We start from the raw sequence: 17,673 nt of genomic DNA, 5'->3' as shown, positions 1-17,673 counted from the left end.
GCCTCACTCCTCGGTCAGGGAGAGCTGGTAGCCGCCCAGGGAGATGACGCTGGGCAGGGGCGTGGCTACGGGCTGGTGGGCGGTGCAGGGGTAGGTCCTGCCGTCGCGCATGCGGATGGTGGTGCCCTTGGCTGAGCCGAGGTCGGTGACCACGAGCAGGTGGTTGTGGATATTGAGCATCGCGTGCTCCTTGGAGGCCGACTCGCTGGTGTCGGGCACGGTGAGCAGCGCGGTGTCCGCGCCCCCGGAGCGTCGCCGTAGCGCCCGGCCCAGGATCGTGGGGCGCGTGATGACCGCCTGCCAGCCGTTGTCGTCGACCATGCGGATCCTCCACTCGGCAGGCGTGGGGGCTGGCGGCATGACGGGCTCGGCGGGCTCGGGGGTGGCGGCGTGACGGGCTGGCGACTGGGCGCGCGAGCGCGAGCGCGACGCGGGTGGCTGGGCGTGCCGGTTGGCGGCGGGCGACGTCGGGGCGGGTAGCGACGTCAGGGTGGACTGCGGGTCCTGGCGTGGCAGCGAGGCCGTCGAGGGGGACAGGCCCGCCCGGCGGGTGGCCGGTGACGACAGCGAGGGGGCCGGGGCGTTCGGTGACATCGTGGGTGAGGGGGTCCGGGTCGTGGGCGACGCCGGGAGCGGGGAGGGCGACGTGGGTGTGGGCAGGGCCAGCGGCTCCATCCGTACGGAGGTCGCGGCGGGGTCCTCCCGGGGCGGGCGGCGCAGCGTGTCCACGTCCGCGGTAGCACGTGCGCGCGGACCGGCCTCGGACAGGAGGGCGCGGGTGGAGCGCCGGGGGACGGAGGGCGAGGACGTCGCCGGGGAGGAGGGCGACGCCGGGGCCGCGCTGGGCGGCGCCGACGCGGCCGGTGGCGGGGGCGAGCTCGGCGGGGGCGGTGCCACCGGCGAGGGCGTGATGGCCGCCCCGGTGACCACCAGGGGGGGCAGGGAGGTGGCGGAGTCGTCGGCAGGGGCCGGTACGGGCAGGGACGTGATGGTCACCTGGACCGGGGCCGGAGGAGGTGCCGGGGCGGGCCGCGGGGCACCGCGGGCGGGTGCCGTGGGGCCCGCTGGCGGCGCCGACGTCCGGGACGTGCTGGGCATGACCGAGGTCCGGGTGGGTATGGTCGCGGCGCCCGCGGGCGTCCCGGGACGTTTGGTCGCCGAGCCCGAGGGCATGACCGAGACCCGGGTGGGGGCGGAGGCGCGGACGAGGGTCACCGGGGGGTGGGACGAGGAGGTGCCGGCCGGTGCGACCGGGGTGGTCGTGGTCGGCGTGGCCGGGGAGCTGGCAGGTGATGCCGGGGAGTCCCCCGACGCCGGTGCGCCGGTGGGCGAGGCCGGGGAGGCCGGTGCCGTCGGGGAGGGCGCACGGCCTGCCCCGGTGCCCGCCAGCTCGCTCGGAGGCGGTGCGGGGGCGTGGCCGGGCTGGGCCGGGCTTATGACACCGGGGCGCACGGCGGTGTCGGAGTCGGAGGAGGGGCGGATGGCGGTGTCGGAGGATGGACGTGTGGCGGGGCCCGAGAAGGGGCGGATGGCGGTGTCGGAGGAGGGACGTGCGGCAGGGCCCGAGAAGGGACGGATGGCGGTGTCGGAGGAGAGGCGCGCGCCAGGACCCGGGGAGGGTGCGGGGGCCTCAGGGGGCAGCGGCGCGGAGGACGCCGACAGGGGGGTGGAGGCTACCTCGGGGGTGGGTGCGGCCGGGGGCTGGGAGACCGCTTGCGGGCTGGTCGTGTGGCCCAGCGTCGCCAGTGTCCCGCGAACCGGATCCGGCCCCGGGCGGGTGCTCAGGGTGATGGCGTGGGCGCTCTGGCCGCCGCGCAGGGGGGTGATGAGCGCCTCGTAGGTCCCGGTCGGCAGGCCCGCCGACCGGTCCACCGTGCGCAGTCCCAGGATCGCCCCTCCCGCCGCCCGTCCGTGCAGCATGTGGGCGTAGCCGGTCATGACGACCGTGACCACCGTGCAGAGCACCAGCGCCAGGCGCACGACGGCGGGTCCGGGCAGGACGTAGGCCAGGACGCCGGGAGCGGCCAGGAGGACGACGTCGATGACGACACTGGCGACCACCCGGCGGGGGTCTGCCTGCGAGCACACCGTGAGCACGGGGGTCTGGGCGCCGACGGCTGCTGAGCTCACCGTCTCCTCCTCTCCGTAGCCAGTGCAGCATGTTTGTCACTCCACTCTAACGGGAGGATGCCCCTGTGCGGGAGGTGTAGCTCGGGAAGGAGACCGACAAGGCGTTCGGACCACCGGCTTCTTCCTCATTTTTGATTATCACATATTGTGTTTACAGTTTTTTAACATGTGACAAATAAGTGTGTGGAGCGTCATTGTCGGCCCTGTGTGCCCGCTGGGCAGGACGCCTCCGACCCGCGTGCCGGGCAGCGGGCGGCCGTCCAGCGCGCCCGACCCGGGGCAGGCCCAGCCGGGTCCGCCCCGACCAGCGGCCAGCCGCCCGCCCGACCGGGGGCAGGCGGCTGGGACGCGCCCGGTGGACCGCTGCGCGCCCTGCCGCCAGGTAGGTGACGGCAAGAACCTCGGGCACCACCATTCCCCTAGCCCTAAGAACAGCGTCCTGGTACGTCAGGGGACTTGTCGGAATAGCCTGGCAATACCCTGGGAGTAATAGGTGTCTCCTCTCGCTCAGAGACGGCCTAAGACCCGGACGCCGTCGATCCGGCCTCTTCCGCTCCTTCCAGGAAGGGGCACGTAGGAGCAGGATCTCAACCTGTCATCTTAGGCACACCGTGGTGGCCTCGTGCCCGTCCACCTCCGCGCAGCCCCTCTGACGTGCGCGTCTAGTCGCCTGTGTGCCCGTCCTGGCCCGGAACACGCCGCGACTCTCCGCCGTCGTAGATCTCGCAATTGTCACGGTCGCCCTCGTAGCATGGCCGTACTGATCCTCAACCCCACCCAGAGATTCTGGGAGACAGGAAGTGAAGCACAATGAGTGCCCAGTGGTCCTTTGAGGCGAAGATGCAGGCAGTTGACAGCCTTCAGAACGGCCTGGCTCAGTGGATGCGCTCGGTGGACGCCTCCGAGGTCGTCATCGAGGTCGAGGCGTTGGGGGGCCGGGCGAGCGTCCGCTCCCACGCTCAGTGCGAGCGGGGCTCTACCGAGGAGAACACCGTCCCGGGCCCCCTGGTCCAGGAGGCCGCCCACCTGCGCGCCGTCATGGCCCGCCCCGGCGGGGGGGCCTGGACGTGGGCGAGGCTGGGCATGAGCGCCCCCGACTACCGTCTCGTCTCCGACTTCGACTACAACCGTTTCCCCCAGTTCTCCGACCCCGTCACGCACAAGGACTGCGCTACCGAGCTGGAGTTCTTCCCCCGCGACCCCAGCGCCACGCCTGAGTGGATGAGCGCATGAGCACGCCCCCGGCCTCCGGGCGGCCCGTCTCCCAGGACGACGGCGTCAGCGCGCCCGGTTCCTCAGGGACCGCAGGGCCTGGGTGGCCGGGGGCTGCTGCCCCTGGTGGGGTCGGTGGGACCGCCGGCCCCGGCGTGGACCCCGACCTGGTGCCGGGGATCCTCCTGGACGACCCCGGCGGGGGAGATGACCCCTATATGGCTGCGCTACGGGCCTGTCCCAGCGCCCCTGCCGAGACCGCCTCCCGTCCGGGCACCAGGTCGTCGGCCACCCGCCACCCGGCACGTGGCGCCCTAAGGGCCCGACGGGACACCCCCCACTACCCGCGGCAGCCCAGCCTGGGTGAGGCCTGGCGGTGGGGGTGGTCCGCCCTCGTCTCCTCTCCCGTCGTCATGGCCGGCCTGGTGACCTGGGTCCTGGCCGCCCTGGGCGTCCTGACCTGGATAGTGGTCTACATGCCGGTCACGCGCTCGCAGGTGGCCGTCTACGCCTGCGCCGGTGAGCTCGTCCTCATGGTCTCCCTGGGAGTGATAGGACTGACCAACGCGGCACGTGTCCTGGCTGCGGGGCGGGTGCTGCGCTACCGGGACTTCTTCCTCGTACCCGGCCAGGCCCGCGCGGCCCTGGCGGTCATAGTGTGCACCGTGGTAATGGAGATCGCCAACCGGGTCCCCTACATCTTTATCACGTCCTTTGTGATCGCCTACTTCCTGTGCTTCACGGTCCCGGTCGTCCTGTGCGAGGAGGTCGGCCCTCTCGAGGCCATTGCGCGCTCCTGCGTGCTGGCCACGGAGAACGTGGGGACCGTCCTACCCGTGCTGATTGTGGGCTACCTCATGATACTGGTGGGTATTGTGACGCTCCTGGGGTGGATCGTCCTCGTGCCCGTGGAGATCCTCATGGTCATGTTCACCTACCTGCGTCTGACCGGGCAGGACGTCGCCCGCATTGTCTGAGGCGGCCGTCGGGCTTTCCTACGCGACGCCGTCGGACCCCGAGGAGCGGCGCCGCCGGACCCTGTGGAAGACGGCCGCCCGGTCCCGTGCCCTGCTGTCCCGTGACGTCCTGCCGGGTGCCCGGACCGGGCGGGTGGGCTCGGTCGGAGCAGGCGGGGCGGGTGGAGGCGGCGCGCAGGTCTGCTGGCCCGTGGCGTCAAGGTCCAGTACCCGGGCGTGGATGGCGGTGCGCCCCTGGAGGGCGGCGCGCAGGGCGCGGTGCAGGCCTGTCTCCAGGTAGAGGGAGCCGCGCCAGGAGACCACGTGCGCGAACAGGTCCCCGAAGAAGGTGGAGTCGTCGTCCAGGAGGTCACGTAGGTCCAGGGTGGAGCGCGTGGTGACGAGCTGGTCCAGCCTGACCTGCCGCGGTGGTATCGCGGACCAGTCACGCTGTTCCATCTCCTGGTGGCTGGGGTAGGGGGCGCAGTCGCCCACAGCCTTGAAAATCACAGGGTCATGCTATCGGGCGAGCGGCCCGCATCCGGGGACCGCACAGGACGCGCCGAGACGCGGTACAGGAGCCGCCTGCCCCTGAAAAAGGCGGGGCGCGTCCCCGTGAGAAGACGGCGCGTCCCCGCCGTCGCGCGGGACGGCGGGGACGGGTGTGCGGGCGTCAGTTCACCGCGCCCAGGCACAGGACCATGTCGGTGGTAATGGACACGGTGGAGTCGCCGTAGCGCAGCATGGACCACTCGTAGAACCTCTCCGGGCTGGAGGCCCCGGCGGCTGCGCACTTGTCGAGGGTGTTCCTGCTGGTGAGACCCTTGCTGCTGGTCAGGACGGCCTGGACCGGGTAGGAGCCGGGAACGCAGTCGGACTTCCTGATACCGCTCGGGTCGGAGGCGTCGTCAATGAGACAGCTCCCGGCCCTGAGGGTGTTGACGCCCTGGGAGGCGTCCGCGTTCTTGGCCATGAGGCACAGGTACTGCTCACCGTCTGCGTCCGTGGGGACGGTGGCCTCCGTGCCGGCTACCTTGAGGCAGTCGGTCTCCGAGGAGACCTTGTCCAGGACCCTGTAGATGGCCGAGCTGTCCGAGCACTCCGCCCTCCTGGCCTCCGTGAGCGCCTTGCCCTCGCTCACCCCGGCCACGCAGTCCCCTACGGAGGCGCTGCCCAGGGCGGGCCGGTGGCTCTGGAGCGCGAGGAAGGCCAGGGCACCGACGACCGACACCACCAGCACCACCACGGTGACCAGGAGTGGTGTGCTGCGCGTGAGGGTCGACAGGCTCGCCGGCGTCTCCGGCTGCTGGGCGGGCGGTTCGGTGGTCATGACGGTCTCCAACGTCAGTTCTTCGCACCCACGCAGAACACCAGGTCAGCGGTGGCCGCGACCTTGACGCTGCTGTACTTGAGCATGGCCCACTCGTAGTACTGCTCCGGGTCGGAGGCACCGGCAGCGGTGCACTTGTCGTAGGCGTTGGCCTCCGTAATGCCACGGGGGTCGGTGATAACGGCCTGGACCGGGTAGGAGCCGGAGCTGCAGTCGGACTTTCTCACGCCGGTCGTGGCGGAGGAGTCCTCCTTGAGGCAGTCGCCTGCCTTAATGGTGTTGGCGCCCTGGGACGGGTCGGATCCCTTGGTGATGAGGCACAGGTAGTCTGCGGAGGAGCGCTTGGTCGTGGGGACGGCGGCCTCCGTGCCGGCTACCTTGAGGCAGTCGGTCTCCGAGGATACCTTGTCCAGGACCTGGTAGGTGGCCGAGCTGTCCGAGCAGTCCACCCGCTTGGCGTTGTCGAGGTCCTTGCCCTCCCCGACCCCGGCCACGCAGTCCCCCTTCGAGGCGCGGCCCAGGGCGGAGCCGGACTGCTGGAAGATGACAAAGCCTCCCACGCCCAGGGCGATGACGAGTACCACGGCCGTCAGGACGATCCTCATCGTGCTGGGCTTCCTGGTGGTGGGGGTCGGGGTGCCGTAGGCGGCTGCGGCGAGAGGGATCTGGCCCTCCGAGGTGCCGTACTCCCCGGGGCCTGGTGTCCCGTAGGTCGGGGAGCTGGAGCTGAACAGGGGCGGATTGGTGGGGGCTCCCGGTGTACCGACCCCGTAGGGGGGTGTGGGCTGCCCGGGTGCGGCACCGGGCTGCCCGGGTACGGCGCCGGGCTGCTGCCCGGGGGTGCCGTAGGGTGAGGTGGTCATTGTGTTCTCCTGACTGGTGAGGTGTCTTCCACAGGATGTCGGCTGGGTACCCGACGAGGTGGCGCGGTGCGGCCCGCTTCTCAGTTCGGGCTCCCCAGGCAGAACACGATGTCGTTGGGGAGCGTGCTGCCGTCTCCGTACCTGGTCATGGACCACGGGTAGAACGTGTACGGGTTGGAGGCTCCCGCGGCAGTGCACTTGTCGTAGGCGTTGTCCCTGTCGATCGTGTTGGCGCCCTCCTTTATCACGACCTGAATCGGGTAGGAGCCGGTGGTGGTGCACTCCGTCTTCTTGACCTTGTTGATCAGGTTGGGGGAGGAGTCGTCTATGAGGCAGTCGCCCACCTTGGCGATATTGACCCCCTGGGACGGGTCAACGTCCTTGGGGCCCATGCACAGGTACTGGACCGCGACGACCGGGTTGACGGGGACGGCCGCCTCCGCGCTGGCTACCGTGAGGCAGGCGGTCTCCGAGGAGACCTTGTCCAGGATCTTGTGGGTGGCCGAGCTGCTTGAGCAGTCGGTCACCTTGACGTCCGAGAGCTTCGTGCCCTCGACGAGCCCGCTCACGCAGTCCCCCTTGGAGGCGCTGCTCAGTGAGGTCGCGGTCCCGTTGCCTCCCGGGGTGGGGGTGGGGCTCTTGGTGTCCGGGGTCGGGGACACCTCGGGGGTGGACGTGGTCTCCTGGGGGGAGCTGGTGGTCGGGTCCGCCACGGGCTTGGTGTCCTTGCCCTGGATGAGGAAGAAGGCCAGGACGCCGATGACCGCCACCATGACCACCGCGATGACGGCGATGACCGGCCCGTTGCTGCCGCTCTTGCGGGCAGGGGGCGGACTGGCGTAGGCCGGTGCCATACCGGGGGCGGGTACCTGTCCCATGGGCGCCTGTCCGGGCGCGAAGCCGTTCGGCACCTGACCCGGCGAATACTGGCCCGACGAGTACTGACCCGACTGGTACTGACCGGACGAGTACTGACCCGACTGGTACGGATCCGACGGGTACTGACCCGGCGGCACCTGGCCCGGGGCCGCAGGGGGCACCTGCCCGGCTGACATCTGGCCGATGGGGACCTGGATGGTCGGCGCCTGGTCGCTGTACTCGGTTTCACCTGCCGCGTATGCCGGGGTGCCGGCACCGTACGCGGGCTGGTTCGTGGGGACGCCCGGTGTGGCCCCGTAGGGAGGCACGGGCTGGCCGGGTACGGCACCGGGCCGCTGCCCGGAGGAGCCGTAGGGCGGTGAGGTGGTCATAAACGGTCTCCTGACAGGGAAGGACTCTTCCGCAGGCTATCGGATGAGACTGACTAGCGGCGTTATTGTCGCGCCGCGAGGGACGTGGCGCCATCGCAGGCCAGGGGCTGGGTAGGTGCCGTGGTCGGGGGCTGGACTGAGGTGGGCGTGCCGCGCGTCCTCCTCGGCGGGGCGCGGGGGGTGGCGGCGTCGCCCGGACAGAAGGCTAGACGATCCTACGCGGTGGGGGAACCGCTGTCCTTGGCCGACCAGGACGGTCCACGTGGGCCTAAGGACATCGTGCTGGCGGCCGGGCGCCGGGGCGTGACGGTGCGGGCCTCGGTGGGGCGCCGGGCTGCTGCCCAGGAGCGCCGTGAGACGGTGTGGTCATTGTGATCTCCTGGCAACGTGGTCCCTGTGAACGCTATCGGTTGAGACCGGTGGAGCGGGAGAGGGGGGATGCGTGTTCTACCTCATACTGACGTGTGTCCTGGGCGGGGTCGGTGTGGTGCCGGCCGCGGCGGGGACCGGTGGCGCGGCGAAGGAGCGGGTGGTCAGGGGGCCCGTGAGGTAGTGCTGGAGCGTCGGCGCCACGAGCTCCACGACCCTGTCGATGCTCGCGCTCGCCAGCGGCTCGAGGCGCAGGACGTAGCGCGCCATGGCCAGCCCCACCACCTGGCTGCCGACCAGCGTGGCCCGTTCGCGGGCCTCGGAGCGGGCCGCGCCCGCCCGCCCGAGCGCCTGCGCCACCGGGACGGCGATCTGCTCGGTGGCGTAGGCCTGGATCGCCTCCGGGGCGCCGTCGTCGGTGGCGATCCAGCGCAGCAGGGCGCGGAAGGTGACCCCGCCCTCCTCGTCGTCCCAGGCGGTCAGCGCCAGGCGCACCAGGCGGGGGCCGGCGGTGCGCAGGTCACCGGCCAGGACGGCGTCGATCTCCTCGCTGGCGCGGATCCGCAGGTTCATGGCGGCGGCGAAGAGGTCGCCCTTGGAGCCGAAGTAGTAGGAGACGAGTGCCGGGTCGACGCCGGCCGTGCGGGCCAGGGCCCGGATGGTGGTGCCCGCGTAGCCGCGGGTGAGGAAGGACTCGCGGGCCGCGGCCAGGATGGCCTCGCGGGTGGAGGGGCCCTCGGGCCTCGCCCGTCGTCCCCGCCGGGGCCGACGCCGCCCCTGCTCGCCCGTGTCCGCGGTCCCGCGCACACCCCTGCCCTGGTCGGTGGTCATGTCCTTGAGGGTAGGTCATCCGGGGCCCTCATATTACGAAAATATAATGGTTCGATATTCAACGCCGTCGAGTAGATATTGCGCTCGCAGCGTGCCGGGGTCCTGGCGACCAGCGTGATCGCAACGAAAAGGTCACGTCGGGGGCCGGGCGGAGGGGAACAGTATTTCAACGCTGTTGAATCACGGTCGGCGGCCTGGTTACGGTGCCTCACGTCCTGAAGAGGTGACGACATGACCACAGTCCCGGCACCAGTACCAGTACCCGCTCCCGCGCGCCCGCCCGGCCCCGCCCTGCGCCTGGGCCTTGACATTGGCTCGACCACCGTCAAGCTGGTCCTCCTGCCGGAGACGGCGGTCGGGCCGGGTGGCCCCGGGCTGCCAGGTGGTCTCGGGCTGCCGGGCGCCGTCGGGACCGGTGAGGGCGAGGCCCCCGCCCAGCCCGTCCTCGCCGAGTACCACCGCCACAACGCCGACGTGCGCGGGGAGGTCACCCGCCTCCTGGGCGAGGCGGCCGAGCGGTTCCCTGACGCCCAGGTGCGCGGCGCCGTCACCGGCAGCGCCGGGCTGAGCCTGGCCACCCTCATGGGCCTGCCGTTCGTCCAGGAGGTCATTGCCGAGACCGAGACCGTGCGCCGTCGGGACCCGCAGACCGACGTCATTATCGAGCTCGGCGGCGAGGACGCCAAGATCACCTACCTCCACCCCACCCCCGAGCAGCGTATGAACGGTACCTGCGCGGGAGGCACCGGGGCCTTTATCGACCAGATGGCCCAGCTGCTCCACACCGACGCCCCCGGCCTGGACGAGCTCGCCAGCCGCTACACCACCCTGTACCCCATTGCCTCGCGCTGCGGGGTGTTCGCCAAGTCCGACCTCCAGCCCCTGATCAACCAGGGGGCCGCCAGCGAGGACCTGGCCGCCTCCGTGCTGGCGGCCGTGGTCACCCAGACCATCGCCGGCCTGGCCTGCGGCCGCCCCATCCGGGGGGAGGTCATGTTCCTGGGCGGCCCCCTGCACTTCCTGCCCCAGCTGCGCGCCGCCTTTGAGCGCACCCTGTCCGGGCAGGTGGACTCCTTCAGCTGCCCGCCCGACGCCCAGCTCTACGTGGCCCTGGGCGCCGCCTACCTCGCCACCGGCGCCCCCACCACCCTGGGGGAGCTCGTCACGCGCCTGGCCACCCGGCGCGCCCTGAGCCTGGCCACCTCCCGCATGCGGCCCCTGTTCGCCTCCGAGGAGGAGCTGGCCGTGTTCCGGCGTCGCCACGCCCGGGCCACTGTGGAGCGCGCCAGCTGGCCGCGGCCCGGTAGCGGTGAGGGGGCCGGGGGCGCTGGTGGCGAGGCTGGCAGCCAGGCTGAGGGTGCCGCGAGCGCCGCTGCCTCCGCCGAGGGCGAGGCGGAGACGGGTCGGGCCGCCGAGGACGCGGGCGCCGGTGCCGCTGGCAGCCAGGCTGAGGGCACGGCCGCTAGGGCGGAGACCGTCGAGGACGGTGGGGGCACGCCCGGCGGTACCGCGGGCGCCGGTACTGGGAGCGCACCTGGCGCGGCGGATATCGGGTCCGCTGAGGAGGCCGGGCCCGCCGGGGAGCCGCTCACCGGTAGCGGGAAGACCGGGTCCGCTGGGGATGCCGAGGCCGGTAGCGGGCCGCAGGACGCCCCGCGCCCTGCCGACTGCTTCCTGGGTATTGACGCCGGGTCCACCACCATTAAGGCCGTCGTGCTGGACGAGGCCGACCGCATTGTCTGGGAGCACTACGCCGGTAACGAGGGCGACCCCGTGACCGCCGCCGTGGAGATCCTGCGCCGCATTCACGTCGAGATGCCCGAGGGCGTGCGCATTGCCCGCTCCTGCGTCACCGGCTACGGCGAGTCCCTGGTCAAGGCCGCCCTCCACCTGGACGAGGGAGTGGTGGAGACCATGGCCCACTACCGGGCCGCCGCCCACCTCAACCCCGGGGTGACCAGCGTCATTGACATTGGCGGGCAGGACATGAAGTACCTGCGTATCCGCGGTGAGGCCATTGACTCCATTAGCGTCAACGAGGCCTGCTCGGCCGGGTGCGGCTCCTTCCTCCAGACCTTCGCCCAGTCCATGGGCCTGAGCGTCCAGGAGTTCGCCGACACCGCCCTGACGGCCCCCCGCCCGGTGGACCTGGGCTCGCGCTGCACCGTGTTCATGAACTCCTCGGTCAAGCAGGCCCAGAAGGAGTCCGCCACGGTGGGGGAGATCAGCGCCGGGCTGTCCTACTCGGTGGTGCGCAACGCCCTGTACAAGGTCATTAAGCTCAAGGACCCCTCCCAGCTGGGGGAGCGCGTCTCCGTCCAGGGCGGCACCTTCCTCAACGACGCCGTCCTGCGCGCCTTCGAGATCCTCACCGGCCGTGAGGTGGTGCGCCCCGACGTCGCCGGTCTCATGGGCGCCCTCGGTGCGGCCCTGACCGCCCACCAGACCTACGACGGCACCCCGGGGCGGCTCATGACCCTGGCCGAGCTCTCCCGTTTCAGCCTCACCACCGAGACCGCCACCTGCAGGCTGTGCCAGAACCACTGCAAGCTCACTATCACCACCTTCTCCGACGGGTCGCGCCACGTCTCGGGCAACCGCTGCGAGCGGGGCGCCACCCAGGAGCGCCGCGCCAAGAAGTCCGACCTGCCCAACCTCTACGACTACAAGTTCAGGCGCACCTTCGCCTACCGGCGCCTGCGCAAGGGCCAGGAGACGCGCGGGGAGATCGGCGTGCCCCGGGTGCTGGGCATGTACGAGAACTACCCCCTGTGGTTCACGGTGCTCACCTCGCTGGGGTTCCGCGTCATGCTCTCGGGGCGCTCGGACCACGAGCTGTTCGAGAAGGGCATGGACTCCATCCCCAGCGAGAACGTCTGCTACCCCGCCAAGCTCGCCCACGGGCACGTCGAGTGGCTCATCTCCAAGGGGGTGCAGACCATCTGGTTCCCCTGCGTCTTCTACGAGCGCGACCTCGTGGAGGGGGCGGACAACCACTACAACTGCCCGATCGTGGCCACCTACCCCGAGGTCATCCGCACCAATGTGGAGGCCCTCCAGGGCACGGCGCCCGAGGGGGCCGACGGCGCCGCGGGCCGTGCCGCGGGACGGGAGGCGGGACGGGAGGCGGGCCGGGCCCCTTCCGCTGGCGCGGGGCCCGGCGCGGGTGACGGCCTGGGCGAGGAGGCCCACGGGCAGGGCGCCCCGCGGGTGCGCCTGCTCTCCCCCTTCCTCAACCTGGCTGACCCCGCCAAGCTCGCCGAGCGCCTCGTGGAGGTGTTCGCCGACTGGGACGTCACCCTGCCCGAGGCCCGGCGGGCCGTGGCCGCGGGCCTGGCCGAGGACGCCGCCTTCAAGGCCGACGTGCGCGCCGAGGGGCGCCGGGCCCTGGCGTGGATGCGCGAGCACGGGCGCACCGGCATCGTCCTGGCCGGGCGCCCCTACCACGTTGACCCCGAGATCAACCACGGGGTCCCCGACGTCATTAACACCCTGGGCATGGTGGTCCTCTCCGAGGACTCCGTCCTGCCCGAGCCCGAGGCGGGCCAGGACGACGGCGCCGAGAGGGCCGTGGCCACCGGCGCCCTGGCCCGCGCGGTCGGGCACCTCAGGCGCGGCGCCCGGGCCCTGGTCGGTCCCCTGACCAGGCGGGGTGAGGACCCGCAGGCGCCCGCGGACTGGTCGGACGTCACCAGCCAGGGCCTGCCCAGCCCGCTGACCCCGGTCAGGACCGCCGACGTCGCCCCCCGCCTGCGGGTGCGCGACCAGTGGGCCTACCACTCCCGCCTCTACCGGGCCGCCGAGCTGGTCACCCGCTCTAAGGACCTGGAGCTGGTCCAGCTCAACTCCTTCGGCTGCGGCGTGGACGCCGTGACCACCGACCAGGTCCAGGAGATCCTGGAGTCGGCTGGCGACGTCTACACCGCCCTGAAGATCGACGAGGTCTCCAACCTGGGGGCTGCCACCATCCGCCTGCGCTCCCTGGCGGCCGCCGCCGAGGCGCGCCGGGGGCGTCGGGCCGCGCGCACCCCCGAGGCCGACGCCGAGGCCGCTACTGAGGCCACTGCTGGGGCTGCCGCCGAGGCCGGGGTCGAGGCCGGGGCGACCACGACCCCCGGGGCGGCCACCACCGGCGCCGGTGCCCCCGAGGCACTGACCTCCGCCGTCGTGCCCGCCGGGGGACGGGCCTCCCGCAGCCTGCCGGGGGCCGCCACCCCCGTCTTCACGCGCGAGATGCGTGCCACCCACACCATCCTCATGCCGCAGATGAGCCCGGTCCACTTCCGGCCACTGGTACCCCTCATGCGGCGCCTGGGCTACCGGGTCGAGCTCCTGGAGTCCGCGTCCAGGGCGGACCTGGAGGTGGGGCTGCGCTACGTCAACAACGACGCCTGCTTCCCGGCGATTATGGTGATCGGCCAGCTCATTGGTGCCTTCACCGACGGCTCCCACGACCCCGACCGCTGCGTGGTGGCCATCTCCCAGACCGGTGGCATGTGCCGGGCCACCAACTACGCCGCCATGCTGCGCAAGGGCCTGCGCGAGGCCGGGTACCCGCAGGTGCCGGTGGTGGCCGTCTCCCTGCAGGGGATCGAGTCCAACCCCGGGTTCGAGCTCACCCCCACCATGGGGATGAGCATGCTGCGCGGCGTCGTCATCGGTGACACCCTCAACACCTGCCTGCTGCGGGTGCGCCCCTACGAGGCGGTCCCCGGCTCCGCCCAGGAGCTCCTGGAGCGCTGGAACACCATTGTCGGGGAGTTTTTCGAGCACCGGGGACGCTGCCCCACCTGGGGCGGGCGCCTGGGCTACCGGCGCCTCCTGCGGGAGATGGTCAAGGAGTTCGACGCCCTGCCGCTGGCCGACGTGCCCCGCCGGCCCCGCGTGGGTGTGGTCGGTGAGATCCTGGTCAAGTTCCAGCCCGACGCCAACAACCACGTCGTGGACGTCATCGAGGCCGAGGGCTGTGAGGCGGTGGTCCCGGGCCTGCTCGGGTTCCTCCTCAACGGGCTGGTCACCGCCGGGTGGAAGGCGGACACCTACGGCATCGGCCGGGAGACGGTGACCCGGCAGAAGGCCGCCGTGTGGTTCATTGAGCAGGTCCAGGCCCCCGCCCGCGCCGCCCTGCGCGCCTGCGGCGGGAAGTTCGACGTCGAGAGCCCCATCGCGGTCATGGCGGACAAGGCCTCCCGGATCCTGTCCCTGGGCAACCAGGCCGGTGAGGGCTGGCTGCTCACCGCCGAGATGGTCGAGCTCATTGAGCACGGGGTGCCTAATATCGTGTGCTGCCAGCCCTTTGCCTGCCTGCCCAACCACGTGGTCGGCAAGGGCATGTTCCGGGAGGTGCGCCGCCGCTTCCCGCAGGCCAATATCGTGGCCATTGACTACGACCCCGGCGCCAGCGAGGTCAACCAGCTCAACCGTATTAAGCTCATGATCTCCACCGCCTTTATGATGCAGGGAGCTGAGGGCGACGGGGCTGGTGCCAGCGGGACTGGCGCCGGCAGGGCTGGTGAGGGTGCCGACAGGGGCGCTGGCAGGGGTACTGGCGGCGCGGTCAGTGGGGGCGCTGGCGGCGCGGCTGGTAGGGGCGCGGCCGTCCGGGACGCCGGGGTCGGCGGGCAGGGTGGCGCCGGAGCCGACGCCGGCACTGGCGCCGGGGCCGCCAGCCCGGGTGCCGGCCGGAGTGGCGGCGCGAGGACCGCTGGCCCGGGTGGCAGCGACCAGGGCGGCGCCAGTCATGGTGCTGGCGCGAGGACCGCTGGCAGGGGTGGCACCAGCCAGGGTGGCGGCCGGAGTAGCGGCCAGGGTGGCGGCGCGAGGACCGCCAGTCGGGGTGCTGGCCGGACCCAGGACGGTGACGGGCGGCGCCTGAGCGAGCTCGTGGCCGGCCTGGGGCCGGCGCCCGACGGCACCCCGGTCTCCCCGGACGTGGCCGCCGTCGAGCCCGACCGGACCCTGGCAGGGCCCTGACGCGGTTCGCGGAGGGCGGTCCCGGCCCCGGGTGTCTCAGTGAGCGGCCGGGGCCGACCTGGGGTATGTAAGAGGTATGACCGACCTGCTCTCGGCCACCACGCCGCTTACCGTCCTGTCCGCCGCTGACATCGGCTCCTGGATACGTTTAGCCGCCCAGGCCGTCACCGACCACACCGAGGAGCTCACCAAGCTCGACGCCGCCATTGGCGACGCCGACCACGGCACCAATATGAGGCGGGGCCTGGCCGCCGTCGTCACCGCTCTGGACGAGGGCGAGCCTGACACTCCGGCCGCCGTCCTGAAGAAGGTCGCTATGACGTTGGTCTCCCAGGTCGGAGGGGCCTCCGGGCCGCTGTACGGCACCTTCTTCCTGCGCATGTCCACCGCCGTGGGTGGCGTCACCGAGCTGGACGCCGCCACCCTGGCCGACGCCGTCGAGGCCGGTGTCGACGGGATCAGGGCCCGGGGCAGGGGGGAGACCGGGGAGAAGACCATGCTCGACGCCTGGTGCCCTGCGCTGAGCGCGCTGCGGGAGCACCCCAGCTCCCTGGAGGAGGCCACGGCCGTCGCCGCGCAGGCCGCCGCCGTGGGCCGGGAGGACACCAGGGGCATGACGGCCACCAAGGGTCGTGCCTCCTACCTGGGTGAGCGTTCTGTGGGGCACCTGGATCCCGGCGCCGCCTCCACCGCCCTCATCCTGAGGGCCCTGGCCCAGACGGTGCACGACGGGCACCCCGGGTGCGATCCGGGGCAGGCGGTGAGGTGACCGGTATTGTCGTCGTCTCCCACTCCCGTCCCCTGGCCCGGGCGGCGGTAGACCTGGTGGTCGGCCTGGTGCCGGGTCTGAGCGTGCCCCTGGAGGTCGCCGCCGGGGTCCCCGAGGTGCGGGGGTGGGGGCTGGGGACTGACGCCATTGAGATCACCAGGGCGATTGAGCGGGCTGACGACGGCCAGGGGGTCCTGGTGCTGGCCGACCTGGGCAGCGGTGTCATGAGTGCCGAGACGGCCCTGGAGCTGCTGGATCCCGGCCTGGCCGCGAGGGTGCGGTTGTCGCCGGCCGCGCTGGTCGAGGGGCTGGTGGCCGCCTACGCCGTGGCCGGGACCGGGGGCGACCTGGAGGCCGTGGCGCTCCAGGCCGAGCAGGCCGCGACCGCCAAGACCCTGCGTGCCGACGCTACGTAAGCCGTCCCCGCCTCTCCCCCTCCCTCCCCTCTCCCCTCCTCTCCGCGAGAACGGTACTTATTGCTCGCGAGAACGGTACTTGTTCGTCGCGAGAACGGGAGAGGTGCTCGGAGCGCCCGTCTCTGGCCTGTGTGGTGCGGGAGCGTGCGGGCAGGCAGGGTGGGGGTGCGCGTGAGCGGGCTCCGCCCTCTGCGACCGGGGCTTGTGCCCTGGTGGTGCGGTGCTGAGTCGGCATCAGGCCACTACGCCCCCCCGCGACCGGAGGCTTGCATGGCCCTGGTGGGGCCGGGTGCCTGGTTCTGTCGCAGTCTGGGACCCAGGGCCGGGCCCATCCCACCTGCACTTTTGTGCGTTCAATGTCCACGCAGGTCAGAGGGCTGGTGCCTGGGTCCCGACGCGACCAGGGAGTCCGGCCACTCAGCCCTTTCCGTCGACGAGCCCGACCTGGGCCCCAGCGCAGCCGGGGGAGCCGACCGCCCTGGGGCTCAGATCGCGACACGCACACGAACCCAGGCCAGCAGACGACCAGAGGCCCCCGACAGCCCCAGGAACCAGACGACCCAGATCCCACCGGCAACCACGCCAGCAACCCAGACCCACAGACACCCCGAGCACACCCCCCGCAGCAAATAAGTACCGTTCTCGCGAGGAACAAGTACCGTTCTCACGAGGAACAAGTACCGTTCTCACGGCAAACAAGTACCGTTCTCACGAGCAATAAGTACCGTTCTCGCGGAGAGACGGAGAGGGGAGAGGCGGGGAGGTGGGGCGGGTCAGATCCCTTCCTGGTCCAGGAGCGCCAGGACGACGGCGGCGCTGCGGGCGGCGGCCACGTCGGCGCCAATGTGGAAGTCCTCCCCGGCCTGCGGCCCGCACAGGTCCGACACCCCCCGGACGGACACGAAGGGCAGCCCGCGGCTAGCGCACACCTGGGCCAGGGCCGTGGACTCCATGTCCGTGCTCACCGCCTCCGGGAAGGCCTCCCGGACACCCGCCACGTTGTCGGCCGTGACGAAGGAGCTCCCCGCCAGCATCTGCCCGGTGTGCAGGCGCGCGCCCGTGCCCGCCAGGGCCCGGGCGGCCACGGCCTCCACCTGGGCGAGCGTGGCCGGGTCCCCCTGGTAGGTCGCGGGCATGCCCGGTACCTGGCCGCGCAGGTAGCCGAACGCGGTGGCGTCGGCGTCGGCGTAGGCCAGCGTCCTGGAGGCCACCACGTCCCCCACGGCCACGCCCCGGGCCAGCCCGCCGGTGGTGCCGGCGGAGAGGACGACGTCGGGGCAGACCTCGGCCAGGACGGAGGCCAGGGCGCTGGCGGCGTTGACCAGCCCGATCCCGGTGCGGACCAGGACCAGCTCGCGCCGGGAGGGTCCGGGAAGACGCAGGCTCCAGGACTCGGCCGTGCCGGAGGCCGGGGCCGGGCGCGGGGCGCGGGTGCGGGGCAGGGCGTCCAGGAAGGGCTGGGCCTCCACGTCCATGGCGGTCAGGACCACGGCGGCGACGGGGCGGGGGGCGGGTACGGTGGCGGGCCAGGGCGTCATGTCCCGAGCCTAGCCGGGCGGCGGCCGGGCCCGGTC

General features: G+C 72.1%; 10 protein-coding genes and 2 pseudogenes. 5 read left to right on the top strand and 7 right to left on the bottom strand.

Features of this window, described 5'->3' with window-relative positions:
* Nucleotides 1-3: 3 nt before the first annotated feature.
* Complete coding sequence (locus C3V41_RS08935) at nt 4-2,130, bottom strand: hypothetical protein (protein ID WP_106109972.1); 2,127 nt, start codon at nt 2,128-2,130, stop codon at nt 4-6.
* An 810-nt stretch (nt 2,131-2,940) separates the two neighbouring features.
* On the opposite strand from C3V41_RS08935, the gene C3V41_RS08930 reads away from it, so the two are divergent.
* Nucleotides 2,941-3,363: a hypothetical protein gene (locus C3V41_RS08930; protein WP_254423552.1), complete on the top strand. Its 423-nt coding sequence runs from the start codon at nt 2,941-2,943 to the stop codon at nt 3,361-3,363.
* Nucleotides 3,360-4,319: a hypothetical protein gene (locus C3V41_RS08925; protein ID WP_106109971.1), complete on the top strand. Its 960-nt coding sequence runs from the start codon at nt 3,360-3,362 to the stop codon at nt 4,317-4,319. Before C3V41_RS08930 ends, C3V41_RS08925 begins: the two co-directional genes overlap by 4 nt.
* Before the next feature lie 156 nt (nt 4,320-4,475).
* Here C3V41_RS08925 and C3V41_RS08920 read toward each other — a convergent pair.
* From C3V41_RS08920 to C3V41_RS08900, 5 genes and pseudogenes are all read right to left on the bottom strand, one after another.
* Nucleotides 4,476-4,808, bottom strand: a pseudogene (locus C3V41_RS08920) (type II toxin-antitoxin system VapB family antitoxin); the annotation flags it as partial.
* Nucleotides 4,809-4,971: 163 nt separating this feature from the next.
* Nucleotides 4,972-5,628: an LppU/SCO3897 family protein gene (locus tag C3V41_RS08915; RefSeq protein ID WP_106109970.1), complete on the bottom strand. Its 657-nt coding sequence runs from the start codon at nt 5,626-5,628 to the stop codon at nt 4,972-4,974.
* A 14-nt stretch (nt 5,629-5,642) separates the two neighbouring features.
* The gene (locus C3V41_RS08910; protein WP_106109969.1) at nt 5,643-6,491 is read right to left on the bottom strand and encodes an LppU/SCO3897 family protein; all 849 of its coding nucleotides are present in this window, start codon (nt 6,489-6,491) and stop codon (nt 5,643-5,645) included.
* Between the two features lie 80 nt (nt 6,492-6,571).
* Nucleotides 6,572-7,369, bottom strand: coding sequence for an LppU/SCO3897 family protein (locus C3V41_RS08905; protein WP_129591538.1), 798 nt, complete (start codon nt 7,367-7,369; stop codon nt 6,572-6,574).
* An 819-nt stretch (nt 7,370-8,188) separates the two neighbouring features.
* Nucleotides 8,189-8,941 carry a TetR/AcrR family transcriptional regulator gene (locus C3V41_RS08900; RefSeq protein WP_106109967.1) on the bottom strand — a complete coding sequence of 251 codons (753 nt, stop codon included), beginning with the start codon at nt 8,939-8,941 and terminating at the stop codon, nt 8,189-8,191.
* A gap of 231 nt (nt 8,942-9,172) precedes the next feature.
* Between C3V41_RS08900 and C3V41_RS13310 the strand changes: the two are divergent.
* The 3 genes and pseudogenes from C3V41_RS13310 to C3V41_RS08875 form a co-directional block, all read left to right on the top strand.
* Nucleotides 9,173-14,389 (top strand): annotated as a pseudogene (locus tag C3V41_RS13310) (acyl-CoA dehydratase activase-related protein); the annotation flags it as partial.
* 601 nt (nt 14,390-14,990) lie between these two features.
* On the top strand, nt 14,991-15,683 hold the full coding sequence (gene dhaL, locus C3V41_RS08880) for a dihydroxyacetone kinase subunit DhaL (protein ID WP_174714769.1): 693 nt from the start codon (nt 14,991-14,993) through the stop codon (nt 15,681-15,683).
* On the top strand, nt 15,680-16,099 hold the full coding sequence (locus tag C3V41_RS08875; protein WP_106109966.1) for a PTS-dependent dihydroxyacetone kinase phosphotransferase subunit DhaM: 420 nt from the start codon (nt 15,680-15,682) through the stop codon (nt 16,097-16,099). Before dhaL ends, C3V41_RS08875 begins: the two co-directional genes overlap by 4 nt.
* A gap of 773 nt (nt 16,100-16,872) precedes the next feature.
* Here the strand turns inward: C3V41_RS08875 and mtnN are convergent.
* A complete protein-coding gene (gene mtnN / locus C3V41_RS08870; RefSeq protein WP_254423550.1) occupies nt 16,873-17,637 on the bottom strand; it encodes a 5'-methylthioadenosine/S-adenosylhomocysteine nucleosidase in 765 nt (254 codons plus the stop codon).
* Between the last annotated feature and the right edge of the window lie 36 nt (nt 17,638-17,673).

Origin of the sequence: Actinomyces sp. oral taxon 897 (genome assembly GCF_002999235.1) — a bacterium.
Lineage (GTDB): Bacteria > Actinomycetota > Actinomycetes > Actinomycetales > Actinomycetaceae > Actinomyces.
The sequence above is the reverse complement of the archived record's forward strand: the minus strand, read 5'-3'. Positions and strand labels throughout refer to the sequence as shown.

Excerpts from the sequence above, each read along its gene's own strand:
- C3V41_RS08905 (WP_129591538.1), bottom strand. The coding sequence starts at position 7,369 with ATGGGACAGGTACCCGCCCCCGGTATGGCACCGGCCTACGCCAGTCCG.
- C3V41_RS08910 (WP_106109969.1), bottom strand. The coding sequence starts at position 6,491 with ATGACCACCTCACCCTACGGCACCCCCGGGCAGCAGCCCGGCGCCGTA.
- dhaL (WP_174714769.1), top strand. The coding sequence starts at position 14,991 with ATGACCGACCTGCTCTCGGCCACCACGCCGCTTACCGTCCTGTCCGCC.
- C3V41_RS08930 (WP_254423552.1), top strand. The coding sequence starts at position 2,941 with ATGAGTGCCCAGTGGTCCTTTGAGGCGAAGATGCAGGCAGTTGACAGC.
- C3V41_RS08925 (WP_106109971.1), top strand. The coding sequence starts at position 3,360 with ATGAGCACGCCCCCGGCCTCCGGGCGGCCCGTCTCCCAGGACGACGGC.
- C3V41_RS08915 (WP_106109970.1), bottom strand. The coding sequence starts at position 5,628 with ATGACCACCGAACCGCCCGCCCAGCAGCCGGAGACGCCGGCGAGCCTG.
- C3V41_RS08900 (WP_106109967.1), bottom strand. The coding sequence starts at position 8,941 with ATGACCACCGACCAGGGCAGGGGTGTGCGCGGGACCGCGGACACGGGC.
- mtnN (WP_254423550.1), bottom strand. The coding sequence starts at position 17,637 with ATGACGCCCTGGCCCGCCACCGTACCCGCCCCCCGCCCCGTCGCCGCC.